This window comes from Pseudothioclava alba, assembly GCF_033100795.1.
Taxonomy (GTDB): Bacteria; Pseudomonadota; Alphaproteobacteria; order Rhodobacterales; family Rhodobacteraceae; genus Pseudothioclava.
Genome location: NZ_JAWLVI010000007.1, coordinates 76,131 through 94,823 on the forward strand (window position 1 = coordinate 76,131; position 18,693 = coordinate 94,823).

Consider the following 18,693-nt stretch of genomic DNA (forward strand, 5'->3'; position numbering starts at 1 on the left):
ACCGTAGCGCCCGCAGACATGAGCAACGCCCGCCCAGATCACCCCCGCGCCCTGACGCGCCTTGATGACCTTGCTTCGGCAGGGCTGGTGGCGCGCGCCGATCTGCCAGCGCTGGCGCCCGTGGCTGATGAATTCCGTATCCGCGTGACGGGCGAAATGCAGGGCGCGATTGCGAGCCCCGACGACGCAGTCGCGCGGCAATTTCTGCCCGAGACCGCCGAACTGGTCACGCGCCCCGAAGAACTGCTGGACCCGATTGGCGATGAGGCCCATTCGCCCGCGCCCGGTCTGACGCATCGCTATCCTGATCGGGTGATCTTGCATATCACCAAGACCTGCGATGTCTATTGCCGCTTCTGTTTCCGGCGCGAGACCGTGGGAGAGACCGGCGCTTTGCCGCCCGAAGAACTGGCGCAGGCGCTGGACTATATCGCCGCGACCCCCGCGATCCGCGAAGTGGTCCTGACGGGGGGCGATCCGCTGACGCTTTCGTCGCGGCGTCTGGCCGAGGTGATCGGGCGGCTGAACGCGATCGCTCATCTGACGCAAATCCGCATCCACAGCCGTGTGCCGGTTGTCGCGCCCTATCGCATTACGCCCGCTTTGGTTGCCGCTCTGCGGTCCTCTCGCCCTGCGCTTTGGCTGGTTTTGCACACGAACCACGCGCAAGAACTGACCCCGGCGGCCCGCGCAGCGATTGCACGACTGGTTGACGCAGGCGTGCCGATGCTGTCGCAGTCGGTCTTGCTGCGCGGTGTGAATGACACGCCCGAGGCTTTGGAGGCGCTGTTCACAGGGCTGACGTCCCTGCGCGTGAAGCCCTATTATCTGCATCATTGCGATCTGGCGCGGGGCACCTCGCATTTCCGGACCACAATCGCGGCGGGCCGCGCCCTGATGGCGGCGCTGCGGGGCAAGGTTTCCGGCACGTCACTTCCGACTTATGTTCTTGATATTCCGGGCGGCTATGGCAAGGTGCCGATCACTGCCGACCATTTTGCCGAGGTGACGCGGGGGCTTTGGCGCGTGACCGACTGGAAGGGGCGGCTGCACGACTATTCCGATCCGGAGCCCAACTGATGAACGTTATAAAAATACGCCCCCTTGAAGCGAGTGATTTTGCAGCATGGAGCGCGCTCTATGCGGGCTACGCCGCGTTCTACCAAGTCATCCAGACCGAAGAAATGCGCGCGCGCGTCTGGAAATGGATTTTCGACCCTGAACACGAAACCGAAGGGCTGATCGCGCTTTTGAATGGCAAGCCGGTCGGGATAACGCATTTCCGCCCCTTCGCGCGTCCGCTGTCTGCGACGACGGGAGGCTTTCTGGACGATCTGTTTGTCGCGCCCGAGGCGCGGGGCACTGGCGCCGCCGAGGCACTGATCCGTGGCGTCGAAAACGAGGGCCGCGCGCGCGGCTGGTCGGTTATCCGCTGGATCACCGCCGAGGATAACGCCCGCGCCCGAGCTCTGTATGACAAGATCGCGCAACATACCGCATGGCAGACCTACGACATCAAACTTTGACGTCATGCACACTCTTCCCCTTCTGCGTGCGTGCCGCTAACCTGCGCGCATGAAATGGACCTTGCCGAATATCCTGACGGTTCTCCGTCTGATCGCCGCACCCGGAGTTGCGGTGATGTTTTTGTATTTCAGCCGCCCGCTGGCCGACTGGTTCGCGCTGGCACTGTTTGTCACGGCGGCGATAACCGACTGGTTTGACGGCTATCTGGCGCGGGCGTGGAAGCAGGAAAGCAGGTTCGGCGCGATGCTTGATCCGATTGCCGATAAGGCGATGGTGGTGATCGCACTGGTGGTGCTGACCGGCTATTCGGGGATGAACCCGTGGCTGATCCTGCCCGCGACGGTGATCCTGTTTCGCGAGGTGTTCGTCTCGGGCCTGCGCGAGTTTCTGGGCGCGGATTCGGGCAAGCTGCGGGTGACGAAGCTGGCGAAATGGAAGACCACCGCGCAGATGTTCGCTCTGGCGACCCTGTTTCTGGGCACGGGGCTGCACTATCTTGAGGCGGGCCTGCCGCCGCGCGCGGGCGAGGGGGATTTGCCGACGGGTGTCTCTCCTGCCGATATTGCCAATCACATCGGGCTTGGGCTGATCTGGATTGCTGCGATTCTGACGGGTGTCACGGGTTGGGATTACTTTGCCAAGGCGCTGCCCTATCTGCGGGAGCCGAAAGATGGTTGAGGTTCTTTACTTCGCATGGCTGCGCGAACGGATCGGCAAGGCGCGCGAGAGCGTTGAGACCTCGGCGGCGACGGTTGCCGATCTGGTCGCGGAGCTGCGTGCGCGCGATGATCGTTATGCGGCGGCGTTTCAGGACACGGCCTCGCTGCGCGTCGCGCTGGATCAGGATCTGTCGGATTTCGACGCGCCCTTGGCGGGTGTGCGCGAGGTGGCGTTTTTCCCGCCGATGACCGGAGGCTAAGGTGAAGGTCTCGGTCCAGAGCGCGCCCTTTGATTTTGCCGCCGAAACCGAAGGGTTCGGCGTGGGTAGTTCCGATGTCGGTGCGGTTGTCACCTTTACCGGCGTGGTGCGCGACGACTCGGGCGACCTTGAGGCGCTGGAGCTGGAGCATTACCCCGGCATGACCGAACGCGCGATTGCCAAGATCGTGGACGAAGCTGCCGCGCGATGGGCGCTGGCCGATGTGATCGTCATCCATCGGCACGGTCGGCTGGCGGTGGGAGAGACGATCATGATGGTTGCGACGGCTGCGCGCCACAGGGTCGCGGCGTTCGAGGCGGCGGAATTCCTGATGGATTATCTGAAGTCGCGCGCGCCGTTCTGGAAGAAAGAGCATATGCGCTCGGGCACCGCATGGGTTGCGGCCAAGGACGAAGATGAGGACGCGCTCAAGCGCTGGTAAGCCGCGCCGCCGCCGCGCGGCCTGCATGAAGCCCCGTCGCAAAGCATCCGGTCAACAGGTAGCCGCCCGTCGGTGCCTCCCAGTCCAGCATTTCCCCGCAGGCAAAGACATTTGGCAGGGCGCGAAGCTCTAGATCATCGGTCAGGGCGTCATGGCTGATGCCGCCCGCGCTTGAGATCGCCTCGGCCAAGGGGCGTGGGCCAGCGTGCCGCGCGGGTAGGGCTTTGATCAGCGCGGCCAGAGCATTGGGCGCAGTGGGCAGGGGGCGGCCCCATTCGTTCAAAAGCGCCAGTTTCGTCGCATCCATCCCAAGCGCGCGTTTGATCCGGTTCGCGACGCTTAACTTCGCGGGCTGGCGGGCCAGTCGTGCAGTGACTTCCGCCTCGGTCAGATCGGGGCAAAGGTCGATATGCAAGGGGCTGCCCTCGCGCAGATGCGCCGAGATCGTATAGATGCCGCCGCCTTCAAGCCCGCGTTTCGAGAGCACAAACTCGCCGCGCGTGATGCCCGCGTCGGTATGCAGCGCCGCGCCCTTGATCGCCGCGCCGAAATGCGGGGCCATATGAGCGGACCAGTCCACCAGAAGCCCCATGTTCGCGGGCTTGAACGGGGCAAGCGCCACGCCTTTCGCCGTAAGCCAAGGCACCCAAGCGGCATCTGACCCAAGCCGCGGCCAGCTTGCCCCGCCAAGCGCCAGGACCGTCACGCGGGGCGCAATTTGTTGCGGGCCATCGGGCGTGTCGAACCGAAAGCTCTCTTCGTCAAATCCGGTCCAGCGCCAGCGGGTGCGGATGTCGACGCCAAGGCTCGCAAGCCGCGCGATCCAGCCCCGCAGCATGGGCGAGGCTTTCATCACCCTCGGAAACACCCGCCCCGTCGATCCGGTGAACAGCTCTTGCCCCAGATCGCGGGCGAAATCCTGCACCCGATCGGGGCCAAAGGCGCGGATATAGGGGCGCACCCAGTCGGGGTGATAGTGCGAAAGGAAAGCGTCCAGCGGTTCGGCCCGTGTCAGGTTCAGCCCCGACTTGCCCGCCATCAGGAATTTGCGCGCAAGCGAGGGCTTGGCCTCGGCCAGAAGCACGCTATGGCCCGCGCGCGCAAGCTCTTCGGCGGCCATCAGCCCCGCTGGCCCGCCCCCTATGACAAGTGCGTCGGTCATTTACCGGCGCGCCATCATCGCCAGCCGCATCAGCGCGCGCTCGATCACCGCCATTTGCGGCGCTCGGCTGGAGGAGCGCAGCGTCAGATCGGTCTCGATCAACAGCTTCACGGCCTCTTCCAGCCGGAACATGCCCCAGTTCCCCGCCTGCCGCTGCATCCGGTCGCGGCGCGGGCCGAAAATCGGCGGGCGCATCCGCGCGATCCCCGAGGCTGGCCCCGCAGGGTCCGAGGCGGCGGCATGGAGTGCGCGAAAATGGCGCAGGCTCTGGATGGTGAGGGTGACGGGGGCCACGCCTTGCCCCTCGATCCGGCGCATCATCGGGCCAAGCTCGGCCGCGCGGCCATCAGCGACGATGTTCAAGACATCATCCACATCCGCCTCGATCGAGGCAGGCGCGCAGGCGGCCACATCTTCGGGCGTAAGCGCGGTTGTATCGTCGTATTTATACAGCGCGATCTTCTCGACCGTCTGGCGGAAATCACCCGGATCAAGCTCTTTCGAAAGCGCCATAAGATCGGTCATGGCCGCTTGCGAAATCTCGCGCAGGCCCGCTTTGCGCAAGGTATCCTCGACCTCTTCGCGCGACGGAGGATCGTCGTAAATGCCTATGGCATAAGCGTTATTATGCCCCTCGAACAGCTTGCGCAGTTTGGATTTCGCGGTCAGTTGCCCCGCCGTCACGATGATCTGCGCATCACCCTCACGCCAGTCCGAGAGCGCGGCTGCCACCGTATCGGCCAGACCATCCGTCGCGTCCTCGACGAAAGCCACGCGGGGGCCGGGGAAAAACCCGACCGCCTTGACCGCGTCCAGAAGGGCCGCCCCGTCTTTGCGTAAATCGCCTGCTGGCAGGCGCGACAGGCGCATTTCTTCTTCGCCCTGCGGCCCGATCAATGCCGCGATAGCCTCTTGGCGGCGCAAGGCCACGCGCATCGCATCCGCGCCGAAAATCAAAAGCCCCGTGCGATTTGCCTCGGGTTTGGCGAAATAGCGTGTCGCGGCGATGCCCGAAAGCTTCATCCCGGCAGCGCCCCGGATTGCGCGATAAGCTGCGTCACCATCCGGTCGGCAAGAATCACCATCAGGCGGCGGTGCGCGTCTTCTTCGGCAGCTTGGGTGGCAACGACCGATCCGGTTGCGGACCACGAGGTGAAGGATTGCACCTCGCCCGACAGAAGCAACTTGCGGCTGGCGCTGTCGCGCAACTGATAGGTGACGCCGCCGCTGAGCGTATAGCGGGTGGTGGCGTTGGCCGAGGTGATTGCAAGGCTGCGCCGTTCGACCGAAACCTTATAGCCAAGCGCGTATTTCGGCACGACAGCCGATCCCAGACGCTCGGACAGGCGTTGCACCAGCGCGAAATCGTCGCGCGTTTCGGGTGCGTCGGGTTCGACCCCGCCCAAAAGGCCCGTTGCCGCACCATCCGGCCCGTAGGCCGGTTTGAAACCGCAGCCCCCAAGCAGGGCTGCGGCGGAAACTGCCAGAAACTTGCGGCGATCAGATGACCACATTGACGATACGCCCCGGAACCACGATCAGCTTTTTCGGCTGACCACCGGCCAGCGCTTTGACCACAGCTTCGTCGGCCAGCACGAGTTTTTCAACCTCGTCTTTCGCCATATCCTTCGGAACCGACAATTCCGAGCGGCGTTTGCCGTTGATCTGGATCGGCAGGACCACCGAATCCTCAGTCAGAAGGGCAGGGTCGGCCTTGGGCCATGCGGCGCTGACGACGAATCCTTCGCCGCCAAGCAGCGCCCAGATGTCTTCGGCAAGGTGCGGCACCATCGGCCCCATCAGCTGCGCCATGATCTTCATCGCGTCGCGTTTGGCCGCGCTGCCTGCCTTGGATTTGGCCAGCGTGTTGGTGATCTCATAGAGCTTCGCGACCGCTTTGTTAAAGGCGAACCCGTCGATCGAGCGCGTGACCTCGTCAATCGCCTTATGGGCGGCTTTCAGAAGCGCCGCGTCTTCGCCGTTTTCCGCATCGTCGCTGGCAGCGATGTCATTGGCGATGCGCCAGACGCGGGCGAGGTGCTTGCTTGCGGCTTCGGCGCCCGCAGCCGTCCATTCGACATCGCGCTCGGGCGGGCTGTCGGACATGACGAACCAGCGCGCGGTATCGGCGCCGAAATCCGCGATGATGTTCATCGGATCGACGACGTTCTTCTTGGACTTCGACATCTTGGCCGAGGGGATGATTTCGACCGTTTCACCGGTTGCCTTAACCTTGCCGTCCTCGATCTCCTCGGGGAGGTGATAGACGGGGCGCCCGCTGGCGTCGCGCGTCAAATAAATCTCGTGCGTCACCATGCCCTGGGTGAAGAGCGCGTTGAACGGCTCGATCGCTTTGGCGGGCAGGTGGCCGGTTTTCTGCATCGCGCGGGCAAAGAAGCGCGAATAGAGCAGGTGGAGAATAGCGTGCTCGATCCCGCCGATATATTGATCGACGTTCATCCAGTAATCGGCGTCTTCCGGCACGGTCGGGGTATTCGCCCGCGGGCTGGTGAAGCGCGCGTAATACCACGAGCTATCGACGAAGGTGTCCATCGTGTCGGTTTCGCGTTTCGCAGGCGCGCCGCAGCACGGACAGGTGCACTCACGCCACGTCGGGTGACGGTCAAGCGGGTTGCCGGGACGATCAAAGGTCACGTCGTCAGGAAGCTGGACCGGCAGGTTTTCCTTTTTCTCGGGAACCACGCCGCAAGCCTCGCAATGCACGACCGGAATCGGGCAGCCCCAATAGCGCTGGCGCGAAAGCCCCCAGTCACGCAGGCGGAATTTGGTGACGCCTTGGCCGAAGCCGCGCTTTTCACATTCGGCAATCGCGGTCGCAACGCCTTCGTCGCCGGTTTGCGTGGCCGCGCCTGCAAACCCGCGCACATAGCGGAGGGGCTCGGATTTCATCGGCACATAGGCTTCGCCTGCCGGATAGTCGCCCTCGACCGGTTCGAATACCGGATTGATCGTCAGGCCGTATTTGGTGGCGAATTCGAAATCGCGCTGGTCATGCGCGGGGCAGCCGAAAATCGCGCCGGTGCCATAATCCATCAGGATGAAGTTGGCGATATAGACCGGAAGTTCCCACGTCGGGTCCAGCGGGTGACGGACGCGAATCCCCGTATCGAACCCCAACTTTTCGGCCGTCTCTATCGCTTCTTCGGTGGTGCCACCCTTGCGGCATTCGGCAACAAAGGCCGCGATCTTCGGATCGGCCGCCTCAAGCGCCTTCGCCATCGGGTGATCGGGCGAGATGCCGGCAAAGCTTGCGCCCATCAGCGTATCGGGACGGGTGGTGTAGACCTCAAGCGTGTCGAACCCTTCGGGCGCACCCACCAGATCAAAGGCAAATTGCAGCCCGCGCGACTTGCCGATCCAGTTGGCCTGCATCAGGCGCACTTTCTCGGGCCAGTCTTTCAGGCCATCCAGAGCATCGAGCAACTCGCCCGCGAATTCCGAGATCTTAAAGAACCACTGCGTCAGTTCCTTGCGCTCGACCGGCGCGCCCGAGCGCCAGCCCTTGCCGTCGATCACCTGCTCGTTCGCAAGCACGGTCATATCGACCGGATCCCAGTTCACGACCGCGTTCTTACGATAGACCAGCCCTGCATCCAGCATGTCGATGAACATCGCCTGCTGCTGGCCGTAATACTCGGGGTCACAGGTCGCAAACTCGCGCGTCCAGTCCAGCGAGAAGCCCAAAGGCCGCATCTGCTCCTTCATGTCGGCGATATTGCCGTAGGTCCATTCTTTCGGATGGCCGCCTTTTTCCATAGCGGCGTTTTCCGCCGGCATCCCGAAGGCGTCCCAGCCCATCGGGTGCAGCACCGAGAACCCGCACGACATCTTATAGCGCGCGACGACATCGCCCATCGTGTAGTTGCGCACATGGCCCATGTGGATGCGGCCCGACGGGTAGGGGAACATCTCCAGCACATAATATTTCTCGCGCGCGGGGTCGCGCCTGGCGGTGAAGACGCCGGCCTTCCCCCATGCAGCCTGCCATTTCGGTTCGGTCTCGGACGGTGCGTAGCGCGACATATCGGTGCCTCTTGCGGAAAATCTGCGCCCGCTTGCTACACCGGAGAGGGCGGCAAGGTCCAGAGAGAGGCGTCATCTGGCCCGCAAATAGCAACGCCGGAGGCTGGCTCCGGCGTTTGCAACGTAAAATCTGTGTGTCGTCAGAGCTTGGAGGCAGCAACCCGCAACTGGCGTGCGCGGGTCAGAATCGCATCTTCGACCGCGTGCTGGGTTGCCGCGGACACCGGACCCGAGCGCGTTTCCAGCGCCACTTTCAGCGACCGCGCATCCAGAGCGGGGTCATTGATATAGACGGTCGCCTTATAAGCGCGGCCACCGCCGGGCGGCGTGCCATAGCCCGTCACGATCACGCCCGAGAACGGGTCGACCGATTGAACCGGCAGGAAGTTCAGCACCTCAAGCGAGGCTTGCCACAGATAGCGGTTCACCTCGATCGTGATGTTCGGATCGTCCGAGTTCGAGAACAGATCCCAGATCGTGCCTTCTTTTGCATTCGGGTCTTTCTTGACCTTCTGCTGTGCCTGCGCCTCGTTCGCGCGCGAGAAACCGCCCCAGCTGAACAGCTTGCTGCTGGACGCGCCGCAGCCCGCAAGTGCCAGAACAAGGCCAAGGGCCGCACCGGTCCGCAGGATTGTCTTGATGTTCATTACAGGCTGCCCCCCGTTGGCAATTTCGCAGCGACCCCATTTCCTGTTCGTCTCTATCTTAAGGGGCAGAAGGCGACAAGGTTTTTCCCGTTCCATATATAGAGAGCCGTTTTGCCTGCCGCAGCGGAAACCGGGCAGGGCGGGGACTGTGGCAAGACTGCACCACGATGGGGGGCAATGCAGATTTCGATGCTCTTTCGTTTGCAATGTCGGCGGGGTGGAGTGAAAAGACTTTCATACCCGATCCGGATTCCCCGGTTTGGGGCACACCTTAGAGATAATGAGGGAAAATCATGAAAAAGGTTCTCTTCGCGACGACCGCTCTGGTGCTCTCGGCTGGCTTCGCTTCGGCTGAAATCACCATGTCGGGCTCGGCCAACATGGGCATCAAGCACGCTGAAAACGGGCTGAGCTGGGCTGACGGCGACGGCAATGCAGCCACCCGCGGCAAGGACACTGCCGGCTGGTACGAAATCGACATCGACGTCGTCGGCACCACCGAAACCGACTCGGGCCTGACCTTCGGCGCACGCATCCAGCTCGACTCGGATTACTCGACCGTTCTGAACACCGCTGGTACTGACATCAACGGCAACGTGTTCGTCTCGGGTGCGTTCGGCACCTTCAACATCGGCTCGGGCCTCGACCCGGTGTCTGATGATGACACCCTGTCGGACATCGGTCTCGACGGCATCGGCACCGACAACGTCGCCGAAACCTTCGCCTATAAAGGCGCAGCTGATGCGCGCTGGGACTACTCGGTCGGCGCTCTGACCCTCGGTGCCTCGGTTCACACCATTCAGGAAGACTACGCTGTCAAAGTTGGCTATGACTTTGGCACGGCTGCGATCGCGGTCGCTTACGACCACGACGAAGCTTCGGACACCGACACCGTGCAGGCCAAACTGTCGGGCAGCATGGGCGCTGTCAGCGGCCAGATCTTCTACGCGACCAGCGACTCGTCGACGACCGCCGCCAACGATGGCGACTCGTACGGCGTCTATGCTGCCTACAAAACCGGCGCTCTGACCCTGTCGGCTTCGTATGCTGACGCTGATGGTCTCGCTGACGCTGCTTACGGCATTGGTGCGGCCTACGACCTCGGCGGCGCAACCCTCGCTGGCGGCATCGGCTCGGTCAACGACGAAACCGTCGCTGACTTCGGCGTGTCGTTCAAATTCTAATCCTAACGGATTGGTTTGATGGGAAGAGCGGGCCTTGGCCCGCTCTTTTCATTTTGCTCCTACCGTTCTCAAGTGAATAAATAGTACCCTATGACGCTGCAGTTGCAGTGCTGCACAGCATCAATGCTTGCGAACAGATCATGACCTATTTCGGGTATTGGCCGTTGTTGTCGCCGTTGCTTTGACAGTGTTTATGACCAAGGCAATTGTTCTTCGTGGAACATACAGCTCAGATATTCACCGCCATATCCGTTATTTTTGCGAGTTCTGTGCGTAAGATGAGGATGCGGCGCTGACATTTGCGAAGCTGTGAGCTGCTTGGCAAGTTCTTTTGCAGCCACAGCCTATGCTTGAGTTCGCGCTCGAGTTTGCGTGTGACGGAAAGGGCGCCTACCTTTGCCATTATGCCAGTTCCACTGCGCGAGTAAGAAGTGCATCGTTGACCGCAATGTAACGCTGGGTGGTTTGGATGCTCTGATGACCAGCCAATGCAGCCAGCAAGTGCACAGCAACCCCTTGTTCTGCCAATCGCGTAATGAAGCTGCGCCTGCCGCTGTGACTGCTGCAGCCACGCAATCCCGCGCTGTGATAGATAATGAGGAACAGCTGGCTGATTGTGTTGGCAGAAAATGCGCTGTTTTGCTGTGTCATGAACAAAGGTTCGTGTTCTTCGCGGAACAAAATGGATTGCCGATAGTCGCGCAGGACGCGGGCGAGGCGCTGATTGACGTAGAACACGCGAGCACGATGTCCCTTTGTTTGACTGGAAGTGAGTGTGACGCTGTTTTTGACCGCGCCCTGATCGTCATACACGTCGCCCACTCGTAAGCTGGCAATCTCGCAGGCACGTAATCCGGCATAATAGCTCAGTTGGAGGATTGTTTGGTCACGTACAGTGTGTCGGCGGCTGCTACATTGAGCGAGGGCACGCTTGAACTCGCGTTCGGTGATGAGTTTGGCGGCAGGCATAGCTGATCTCTCACAAAGGATGTGCACACACTGTATGGTCTGAGAGGATGGTTGGGCGACCGAAATCGCAGTTCATAAAAGTATCAATAAGAACAAGAACTTAAGCATATTCCCCATACAATATGTATTCTATGAGATATTGCCACGCTGTAGTCAGAGCTTGGCCAGCCGCCACTGTGTTAATCACTTTTGAACAATTCCAAGTTGAGCGTCGCTCAACTGCTCTACGTCATCTGCTGCGTCTCGCTGTCGCTCTCGCGCAACTGACTTGAGCGATGCCCTATTCGTTAACTGAGATGGCTCAGTCAGATTGTGAGCCATAATGAGGCTTATGCAGCCTCATCATGCTTAGCAAGTCTCAGTCGAGTTGCTTCGCCGATCCATAAGCAAGCCTTCTGCTGTTGCAGCGGACGCGGGTTACGCTGTGCGCCCTGTGCTTGCCGACGAGTTGATCGCAACGCAACTGCGCGGTGCTATGGACACGACATCCGCGCAGCATATGGGGTACTTGATGTGTCAAGCCTCAGTCCCATTCCTGCCAATTGACTTATAGGCCGCAGGTTGGCGCTGCGACGGTTGTTGCTGAGCAGCTCGGCGTAACACTGCTTGGCATCCACCTCCAACGTCTACAGCGTTACCTGTGCTCGTCTCTGCGGAGCATCTTGCGATGCAATAGGGCCTGTCGCCGATAAATAAGCAAGCGCCACCACGCAACTCGCTTACATGTTTATTTATCAACGAGAGGAAAAAACGGTGTCAAATTCGATAGTTGAAGCTGTTCGAGATGAATTGCGACAAATTGGGGCGGTCAGGAACGAGGCCGAGTTTTGCCGGGACTGGTTAGGACGTGGCGAGAGTTATCTACGCACTTTACGGTTTACAGGTAGACAGCCAAGTGCAGCGGCCTTGTTGTTCTGCGCGGACCGATTGCAGCGATTGGCGCTGCACTTATCGAGCAATTCGGTGGCGAATGGGGCATATTGGGCAGAGCGTTTTGCCCTGCTTGCACGAGACTGTCGCGCGGAAATGGAAAGAAACGCACTGGTGAGGTGCCCAATTCCGCAAAATCGTGTGCTACAAAATCAAACAGGGAAGTACTTATCAAATCACGGTGGCACTGTTGCCACACCCCATCGGCGCGGGGCTGAAAGATGCGTGTGAGCGAAATAATCCAGCGTTCATCATGTCCGCCGTGTCCGCCTTGTAAAGCCAAGTCAAAGCCAAAGCCTGTTGTTCCGCGCAGAACTAAGCCCAAGCCGCCGGGAACACTGCCGACGGGAACAGGGCTGCGATGACGTGTTCCTCGCGGAACAAAGAGACAGCAATGCTGACGTTCGTGGTGGGCGACGAAGGCAAACAGCCGCGCAAAAGAGCGCGGCTGTTGCATTGGCACAGTTAGGATTGCGGAACTTCTTGAACCTCCGCTTGCACGACAACAGTTTCCGCAGCGTCTGCAGGAGCGTCAGCGATGGGGTCAACTCCATAGTCCCACTTGGAAGGGTTGAATTCGACCTCCCAAGCATTTTGCTTTGCGGCGTTAAAGCGATTGGCTTTCGTCCACTCGTAGGCGCGGTCGGCTTCGGCAACAAACTGAACACGAATAGGCAAGCGACTTTCCACTTCCGCTAGCGCCTTGCGGGTCATGCGCCAATCGAACACGTCCACAAAGCTCTTGGTGAACATAATCTTGGCAAAAACAAAGTGTTGACTGTCTTTGTCGCGCGGCAGCAGCTTATCAATCTGCTTTTCCTGACGAGTTGCTTCGAGCAAATCGGTCAGTTCCTTACCCTTCAGCTTGCGAAAATCGTAACCGCTTTCCACGTAATTGTCGAACTGACGGGCGGGGATTTGCGTGATGGTGTAGATTTTGCTCCATTCGTGCGGAAGGTATTCAGCGTGCTTGACGAGGCGGGGTTGCAGCTTGCCGATGGCGCAGTACTTGCGGATCACGCTGCTTTTGTCCTTGTGGCCGATGGCGGTGCAGAAATCCGCAAAGTCATGTTCGGCAAGGGACTGCTTGGCTTCGTAAACGACACGGCACATTTTCAACGTAGCACGGGCGGTGCGCTCCTCGGTCTTGCGGAACATATCAACGTACTGATCGCGCGAACGCGGTTTGATCGTTTCCACATCGGCGTAGGCGCGTTCGGCCGACGGCTGATTGAGGGCAAACGGGTTGTACATGACCTTGGCAAGCGTTGCGCCGGCAGTGGTGCAGCGTTCGGCAACTTCCTTGGCCTCTGCAACACTGTCAAAGTTGTCATTGTTGTACACATAATCCGCATCGACGGGTGCGGGGGTGGTGTTGGTGGTGATCTTCTTGTCCAGCATGGGTTACTCCTTTGTTAAGCTAGAGACGCAGATTGCGTCGGGTTAAGCTTTACGTGAGCTTTGATGCCGTTATTGATTGCCTCAAGAACTTACAAAATTGGCGTCAAGATGAGATGGAAAGAACAACTAACCGCGGCCTATCAAAACTTCCCCTTTGCGCCGCCAGATTATCCGGGTGCGCCTTACAGGCCACGCCTACCTGACCCTCCATATCCGGGTGCGCCGGGCTGGAAGTGTTCGGTCTATTATTATTGGTGGGAGTATTTGCGACGGCACGAGGGATATCGTGCGACATGCGAGCGTGGTGGCGAAGGAGAACATGCGCTTCTCTTCCAGCATTTTGGCGATGTGCATGCCACCGACTTTCACACATGGTGGTGGGAACATTTGTGGCTGTTCACCTTTGTCAGCGAGGCACAGGATATTGCGTTGTCGGACAAGTTCCACATCGAGTGCGAGGGCATTTTCCTGCATGTGGGATACTCGCGCTCGCGCACTGCTATGGTCAATTCTGTGCGTGAGGCGCTGGCGCAGATCAGGCCGGAACGGATGGAGCGGGAAATCCGCAAGCTTTATCGCTGTTATCCTGTTGGGCGTCCACGGCTGCGGTCCCTGCATGAACATTTACTGGTTTGGGATGCACGCCAAGCCAATCCGGATGCGGACTATGCTGACCTTGCCGATATTGCGGGACTGACTGGACTAGAGCGATACGACCAAGCGACTATCGCCCAGTTAAAGGCTGAGGAGAATTTTGTTGGCGACCTTGAACGGGCTAACCGGCGTTCCAAGCAACTTGCCGTACAGCGCCACCTTCGTATTGCAGAGCAGTACATCGAGAATGTCGTTAAGGCAGAGTTTCCGTTAAGGTCGCGGCGGTAGCGTGTTCCTCGTGGAACAAAGAGACAGCAATGCTGACCTTATATCGCTTAAGCAAATGGCCTCAACTGCGGTGTAAGCTGCGCCTACAGTGGCGGTCGCAATCGTTTTGGGGTCAACACAGCTGACGCGAGAGGCTGCGTGTTTTGGCGGAAAACTGCACAGTCTATGCGGTGTTTGTCTGCTGCAGCAGCGATAGGCTGACAGGCATAGTGAGGCTGGGATCAAATACTCAGCCACCGCTGCTGCATACGATCTTGCCCACCAACTCTGCTCTACTATGCAGGCGGTCTGGGGAGAGATGGGCATAACGCTGCGTCATCTGAACGCTGCTGTGGCCCAGCAATGTCTGCACTTCGTAGATGCTCACGCCCCTGTTTACCAGAAGGCTAGCATAGGTGTGACGCAGGTCGTGAATACGCACATCGTCCAGCCCTGCAGCAGATCGGACCAGATACCATGCGGCATAGAAGCTGTCGTAAGGCTGGAGTGTGCGCGGGTTGGTAAACACGTAGGCTTTGGCTTCGATTGACAAGCCCAGTCGCTCTACTGTTGCCCTGCAATCGTCCAAGACCTCTAGCGCAGCGCCGCTGAGCACAACACGACGTGACCGACCATTTTTGCTGACAGGTACGGTCCAAATCTTTTTATCCCTGTTGATGTCCAGCCACCGCATTGTCCGTGCCTCACCTTTCCGCGCCCCCGTCAGCAGTAAAAGACGGATGAAATTATACAGGTGTGGGTGGGAGCTGCGGTGGGCATGGATAAGCAAGCGTTCGATCTCTTCTGGACTGAGAAAGCGTTGCTTATAGTCCCCAAGGGGCAGTCGCCGCAGGTTCACTTGGTTGGCGTTATGTTGAATGTGGCCCCAATGCCGCGCCAAGTTCAGCAGCCTGTTCATGAGGAAAATGTGTTTGTTGATGGTGCTGCGCTGATAGCCAGCCACCACCTGCTCACGCACCCAAACATCGAGCACTGGGTTGGTCAATTCGTCGAGTTTGTAGTGGCCTAAGCTCGCTCGCAAGTGCGTATTGAACGTGCTCCAGTCGTGCTTGCTCTCCTTCTTCGCCACTTTGACATGGGGAAAGTAATGTTCATCGAAGAACAAACTCAGCGTTAAGCAGGGTTGAGGTCGATGATGCTTTGATCGCGTCTCATCGTCGCTCTTGAACGAGAAAAACATCGCCTTCTCCGTGTGTTATCAAGCAGTGTGTATTACCTGATTACCGTATGGGCGACGATTAAGATGGTCTAAACAGTCATCGCATAACAAAATCGCCTACGACGGGACGTAGGTTGCAAGGTGTCTCTTCGCGACGACCGCTCTGGTGCTCTCGGCTGGCTTCGCTTCGGCTGAAATCACCATGTCGGGCTCGGCCAACATGGGTCTGAAATACGACAACGGCGGCCTGTCCTACGCTCCGGCTAAAAAAGCTGCTGGCTGGTACGAAATCGACATGGATGTCGTCGGCACCACCGAAACCGACTCGGGCCTGACCTTCGGCGCTCGCATCCAGCTCGACTCCGACTACGCTAACGGCGACACCGTCTACGGCGCACAGGTCTTTACCTCGGGTTCGTTCGGCAAATTCACCGTCGGCGCAGTTGACCCGATGGCAGACGACCTCGGCCTGACCGACATCGGTTTCGACGGCATCGGCGTTGACGACGTTGCAGAAGCTTCGAACTACACCGGTTCGGCTGACGCACGTTGGGACTACTCGGTCGGCGCTCTGGCTGTTGGCGTTTCGCTGAACACCGTTGCCGAAGACTATGGCGTCAAAGCTGCTTACGACTTCGGCACCGTTTCGGTTGCTGCTGCTTACGACCACGACGAGTCGCTGTCGAACAACTCGACCTCGCTTCTCCTCAAAGGTGGCGCAGCTGGCATCAACGGCGAAATCTACTACGCCAAAGATGACATCACCGGTGACTCGTATGGCGTTTACGCTGCCTACAAAACCGGCGCTCTGACCTTCGAAGCTGCTTACGGCGACAACGATGCGGCTGCTGACGCTGCATACGGCATCGGCGCTAAGTACGACCTCGGCGGCGCAACCCTCGCAGGTGGCGTGGGCAAAGCAGGCGGCGACACCGTTGCTGAGCTCGGCGTCTCGTTCTCGTTCTAATCCTAACGGATTGGTATGATGGAAAGAGCGGGCCTTGCGCCCGCTCTTTTCTTTTTTGCCTAACCGTGGTGTCTTGGCGCAAAAAGGAGACAGACCATGGGCTTGGCGCAAATCAAAGCGCGACTTCGCGCCGCCGAGGCATCCGCAGGGCGCGCGGCCGGATCGGTCAACCTGATCGCCGTGTCCAAAGTGCAGCCGCCCGAGCGTGTCGAGGCTGTCCTGCGCGAAGGCCATCGGTTATTCGGCGAAAACTATGTGCAGGAAACTCAAGGCAAATGGCCCGCATGGCGCGAGGCCTTCCCTGACGCGTCCGTGCATATGATCGGGCCGCTGCAAACCAACAAGGCGAAGGTCGCGGTTGATCTGTTCGAGGCGATCCACACGCTCGACCGGCCATCGCTTGCCACCAAGCTGGCCACTCTTGCGCAGGCGCGCGGGCAAAGCCCTGACCTTTTCGTGCAGGTCAATACCGGGCTGGAGCCGCAAAAAGCGGGTGTTCTGCCCGATGATCTGGACGCGTTTATCGCGCAGGCGCGGGGGATGGATTTGCCCGTTATCGGCCTGATGTGCATCCCGCCCGAGGATGAAGACGCCGCGCCCCATTTCGCCGCCTTGGCGGACATGGCCGCGCGCAATGGTCTGACAGGGCTTTCTATGGGCATGAGCAGCGATTTCGAGGCGGCGGTGGCGGCTGGCGCGACCCACGTCCGCGTGGGATCAGCGATTTTCGGAGCGCGCGATTACGCCAATCGCTAGGCTTTGTCGCCCGCGACCGTATTTCCCCCGCGCGGCGCAAATCCAGCCAGCGGGGGGATCAGCAACGGCTCGCCAAGGCTAACACGCCCCGCCAGCCAGATCAGATGATCGCGCCGGAAGGCAAGGCAGCCGGCGGTCGGAAAACCCTGTCGGCGGCGCTGATGCAGGAAGATCGCAGAGCCTTTGCCCGCAACGGCGTGGGGAAAGTTCCAGTCGGTCAAAAGCACAATGTCATAAAGCGGGTCGGCACGGCGCAGCGCCTCGTGACTGGCGGGAAACGCCGCCTTCACCGGCAGGTTATAGGCCGGATGATCGGGCGCATCGCACCACAGGTCACGCGGCCCGATGGACTGCGCCCAAGGCTGCGGCGGTGCAATCCGGTCGGGACGATAAAGCATCCCCGCGATATGCAACAGGCCAACGGGCGTCGCGCCGTCCCCCTCGCGTTTGTCGGTGCTCAACCCGCCGCGCCCGACCTCGACGGGCAAGAGTCGCCCAAAGGCGCAAAGCCCGCGCGGCGTGAGGCGCATCACAGGATATGCCCCGATTTCGCGGCCTTTGTCGCCAGATACGCCTCGTTATGGCGACTAAGGCCGACCTTCAGCGGCACACGCTCGGCCACGGTGATGCCGTTGGCCTCCAGCATCCGCACCTTGGCAGGGTTGTTGGTTAGTAAACGAACCGCCGAAAACCCGAGTTTGCGCAGAAGCGCCGCGCCCGTTCTGAAATCGCGCTCGTCATCCTCGAATCCCAGGCGATGGTTCGCTTCTACCGTATCAAACCCTTGATCTTGCAGGGAATAAGCGCGCATCTTATTGGCCAGACCAATGCCGCGCCCCTCTTGATTGAGATACAATAGCACCCCCGCGCCTTCATGCCCCATCTGGGTGAGCGCCGCGTCAAGCTGTGGCCCGCAGTCGCATTTCAGCGACCCCAGCACATCGCCCGTAAAACAGGCCGAATGGAGCCGCGCCAGCACCGGCTTGTCGCGCGGAGGCGCACCGATTTCGATCGCATAATGTTCTTCACCGCCGTCATCGGGCCGGAAGATATGAAGCCGCCCCTTTTCAGCGGCGCGCATCGGCACACGGGCGGCCGCGACCGGGGCCATAAGGGCTTCGGCCTCCAGAAGCTGCATCGCCTCGGCGGCCTCAATCGCGGTTAGCCCATCTGGGGCCGGATCGGGCAGCGGCGCGAGCAACGCGGCAGGCAAAAGCTGTGCCGATTTCGCGAGACGGATCGCGGCGCGGGCCAGATCCGGCGCGCCATCGCGGAGCGACTGGAGCGGGCCTTTCATCGGCATACGCAGGTCATCGGCGGGGTCCGCCAGCGCGCGCAACCAGCCCAGATCGGCGTCAACCGGCACCTGCAACCGTGCAAGATCGCCATCATAGACGCGCGCCTTCAGCGTCTCGGCCCGCCGCGCGGTGATCGCCAGTTGCAGCGGCCCAAGAGCGCGCAGCGCCGCCAAACGTTCGGGCGAGAGCGTTTCGACCGCGACGGCCAGCATCTGCCCCGACAATACCACCGGCAGCCCCATGCGCAGATCGGCGCGGGCGCGGTTCAGGCGTTCAGCGGGCGAAGGCCCAAGGGAAAAGCGGTGTTCCATCGCCCAACAGATAGCGATCCTCGAAACAAATTGAAACATATCACGGCGTTCTGACACGACCGCGTGAGAAAGATTTCACGCCCCTTGTCGAAATG

20 protein-coding genes are annotated in these 18,693 nt (G+C 60.3%); 10 read left to right on the forward strand and 10 right to left on the reverse strand.

Translation table 11 applies throughout. The features are described from left to right. Positions 1-18 precede the first annotated feature (18 nt). The 5 genes from RYZ20_RS14070 to RYZ20_RS14090 are packed head-to-tail and all read left to right on the forward strand — an operon-like array spanning position 19 to position 2,888. Positions 19-1,080: a lysine-2,3-aminomutase-like protein gene (locus tag RYZ20_RS14070; protein ID WP_317674520.1), complete on the forward strand. Its 1,062-nt coding sequence runs from the start codon at positions 19-21 to the stop codon at positions 1,078-1,080. After that, positions 1,080-1,526, forward strand: coding sequence for a GNAT family N-acetyltransferase (locus tag RYZ20_RS14075; RefSeq protein ID WP_317674522.1), 447 nt, complete (start codon positions 1,080-1,082; stop codon positions 1,524-1,526). The genes RYZ20_RS14070 and RYZ20_RS14075 overlap by 1 nt, the downstream gene beginning before the upstream one ends. Positions 1,527-1,575: 49 nt before the next feature. Further along, on the forward strand, positions 1,576-2,205 hold the full coding sequence (gene pgsA, locus RYZ20_RS14080) for a CDP-diacylglycerol--glycerol-3-phosphate 3-phosphatidyltransferase (protein WP_317674524.1): 630 nt from the start codon (positions 1,576-1,578) through the stop codon (positions 2,203-2,205). Beyond that, positions 2,198-2,446, forward strand: a complete 249-nt coding sequence (moaD, locus tag RYZ20_RS14085) for a molybdopterin converting factor subunit 1 (protein WP_317674526.1) — start codon at positions 2,198-2,200, stop codon at positions 2,444-2,446. Before pgsA ends, moaD begins: the two co-directional genes overlap by 8 nt. 1 nt (position 2,447) lies before the next feature. Then, a complete protein-coding gene (locus RYZ20_RS14090; RefSeq protein WP_317674528.1) occupies positions 2,448-2,888 on the forward strand; it encodes a molybdenum cofactor biosynthesis protein MoaE in 441 nt (146 codons plus the stop codon). Here the strand turns inward: RYZ20_RS14090 and RYZ20_RS14095 are convergent. The 5 genes from RYZ20_RS14095 to RYZ20_RS14115 form a co-directional block, all read right to left on the reverse strand. Continuing rightward, entirely contained in the window at positions 2,875-4,050 is a 1,176-nt protein-coding gene (locus tag RYZ20_RS14095) for a TIGR03862 family flavoprotein (protein ID WP_317674530.1), read from the reverse strand. The two genes, RYZ20_RS14090 and RYZ20_RS14095, sit on opposite strands and share 14 nt — an antisense overlap. Continuing rightward, positions 4,051-5,073 (reverse strand): DNA polymerase III subunit delta, encoded by a 1,023-nt coding sequence (holA, locus tag RYZ20_RS14100; protein ID WP_317674532.1) that lies wholly within the window; start codon positions 5,071-5,073, stop codon positions 4,051-4,053. Next, entirely contained in the window at positions 5,070-5,564 is a 495-nt protein-coding gene (gene lptE, locus RYZ20_RS14105) for an LPS assembly lipoprotein LptE (RefSeq protein ID WP_317674534.1), read from the reverse strand. The genes holA and lptE overlap by 4 nt, the downstream gene beginning before the upstream one ends. After that, positions 5,551-8,094 carry a leucine--tRNA ligase gene (leuS, locus tag RYZ20_RS14110; RefSeq protein ID WP_317674536.1) on the reverse strand — a complete coding sequence of 848 codons (2,544 nt, stop codon included), beginning with the start codon at positions 8,092-8,094 and terminating at the stop codon, positions 5,551-5,553. Before leuS ends, lptE begins: the two co-directional genes overlap by 14 nt. A gap of 140 nt (positions 8,095-8,234) precedes the next feature. Beyond that, a complete protein-coding gene (locus tag RYZ20_RS14115; protein ID WP_317674538.1) occupies positions 8,235-8,741 on the reverse strand; it encodes a DUF3576 domain-containing protein in 507 nt (168 codons plus the stop codon). A 293-nt stretch (positions 8,742-9,034) separates the two neighbouring features. Between RYZ20_RS14115 and RYZ20_RS14120 the strand changes: the two genes are divergently transcribed. Beyond that, the gene (locus RYZ20_RS14120; RefSeq protein ID WP_317674540.1) at positions 9,035-9,925 is read left to right on the forward strand and encodes a porin; all 891 of its coding nucleotides are present in this window, start codon (positions 9,035-9,037) and stop codon (positions 9,923-9,925) included. 402 nt (positions 9,926-10,327) lie between these two features. Here the strand turns inward: RYZ20_RS14120 and RYZ20_RS14125 are convergent, their stop codons facing one another. Continuing rightward, a complete protein-coding gene (locus tag RYZ20_RS14125; RefSeq protein ID WP_275811019.1) occupies positions 10,328-10,894 on the reverse strand; it encodes a tyrosine-type recombinase/integrase in 567 nt (188 codons plus the stop codon). A 723-nt stretch (positions 10,895-11,617) separates the two neighbouring features. Here RYZ20_RS14125 and RYZ20_RS15875 point away from each other — a divergent pair. Then, entirely contained in the window at positions 11,618-12,055 is a 438-nt protein-coding gene (locus RYZ20_RS15875; RefSeq protein WP_411572355.1) for a DUF6626 family protein, read from the forward strand. A 234-nt stretch (positions 12,056-12,289) separates the two neighbouring features. Here RYZ20_RS15875 and RYZ20_RS14135 read toward each other — a convergent pair whose 3' ends face one another. Further along, the gene (locus RYZ20_RS14135; RefSeq protein WP_317674547.1) at positions 12,290-13,225 is read right to left on the reverse strand and encodes a hypothetical protein; all 936 of its coding nucleotides are present in this window, start codon (positions 13,223-13,225) and stop codon (positions 12,290-12,292) included. A 63-nt stretch (positions 13,226-13,288) separates the two neighbouring features. Between RYZ20_RS14135 and RYZ20_RS14140 the strand changes: the two genes are divergently transcribed. Then, on the forward strand, positions 13,289-14,107 hold the full coding sequence (locus RYZ20_RS14140; protein ID WP_317674549.1) for a hypothetical protein: 819 nt from the start codon (positions 13,289-13,291) through the stop codon (positions 14,105-14,107). Between the two features lie 229 nt (positions 14,108-14,336). On the opposite strand, the gene RYZ20_RS14145 is transcribed toward RYZ20_RS14140, so the two are convergent. Next, positions 14,337-15,287, reverse strand: coding sequence for a tyrosine-type recombinase/integrase (locus RYZ20_RS14145; RefSeq protein ID WP_317674551.1), 951 nt, complete (start codon positions 15,285-15,287; stop codon positions 14,337-14,339). 142 nt (positions 15,288-15,429) lie between these two features. Here RYZ20_RS14145 and RYZ20_RS14150 point away from each other — a divergent pair, with 142 nt between their 5' ends. Beyond that, the gene (locus tag RYZ20_RS14150; protein ID WP_317674606.1) at positions 15,430-16,233 is read left to right on the forward strand and encodes a porin; all 804 of its coding nucleotides are present in this window, start codon (positions 15,430-15,432) and stop codon (positions 16,231-16,233) included. Between the two features lie 96 nt (positions 16,234-16,329). Next, positions 16,330-16,989 (forward strand): YggS family pyridoxal phosphate-dependent enzyme, encoded by a 660-nt coding sequence (locus tag RYZ20_RS14155; RefSeq protein ID WP_317674553.1) that lies wholly within the window; start codon positions 16,330-16,332, stop codon positions 16,987-16,989. Here RYZ20_RS14155 and RYZ20_RS14160 read toward each other — a convergent pair. Both RYZ20_RS14160 and ribA read right to left on the reverse strand, forming a co-directional pair. Further along, the gene (locus RYZ20_RS14160) at positions 16,986-17,519 is read right to left on the reverse strand and encodes a L,D-transpeptidase family protein (protein ID WP_317674608.1); all 534 of its coding nucleotides are present in this window, start codon (positions 17,517-17,519) and stop codon (positions 16,986-16,988) included. The genes RYZ20_RS14155 and RYZ20_RS14160 overlap by 4 nt on opposite strands. Beyond that, the gene (gene ribA, locus RYZ20_RS14165) at positions 17,519-18,598 is read right to left on the reverse strand and encodes a GTP cyclohydrolase II (RefSeq protein ID WP_317674555.1); all 1,080 of its coding nucleotides are present in this window, start codon (positions 18,596-18,598) and stop codon (positions 17,519-17,521) included. The genes RYZ20_RS14160 and ribA overlap by 1 nt, the downstream gene beginning before the upstream one ends. Between the last annotated feature and the right edge of the window lie 95 nt (positions 18,599-18,693).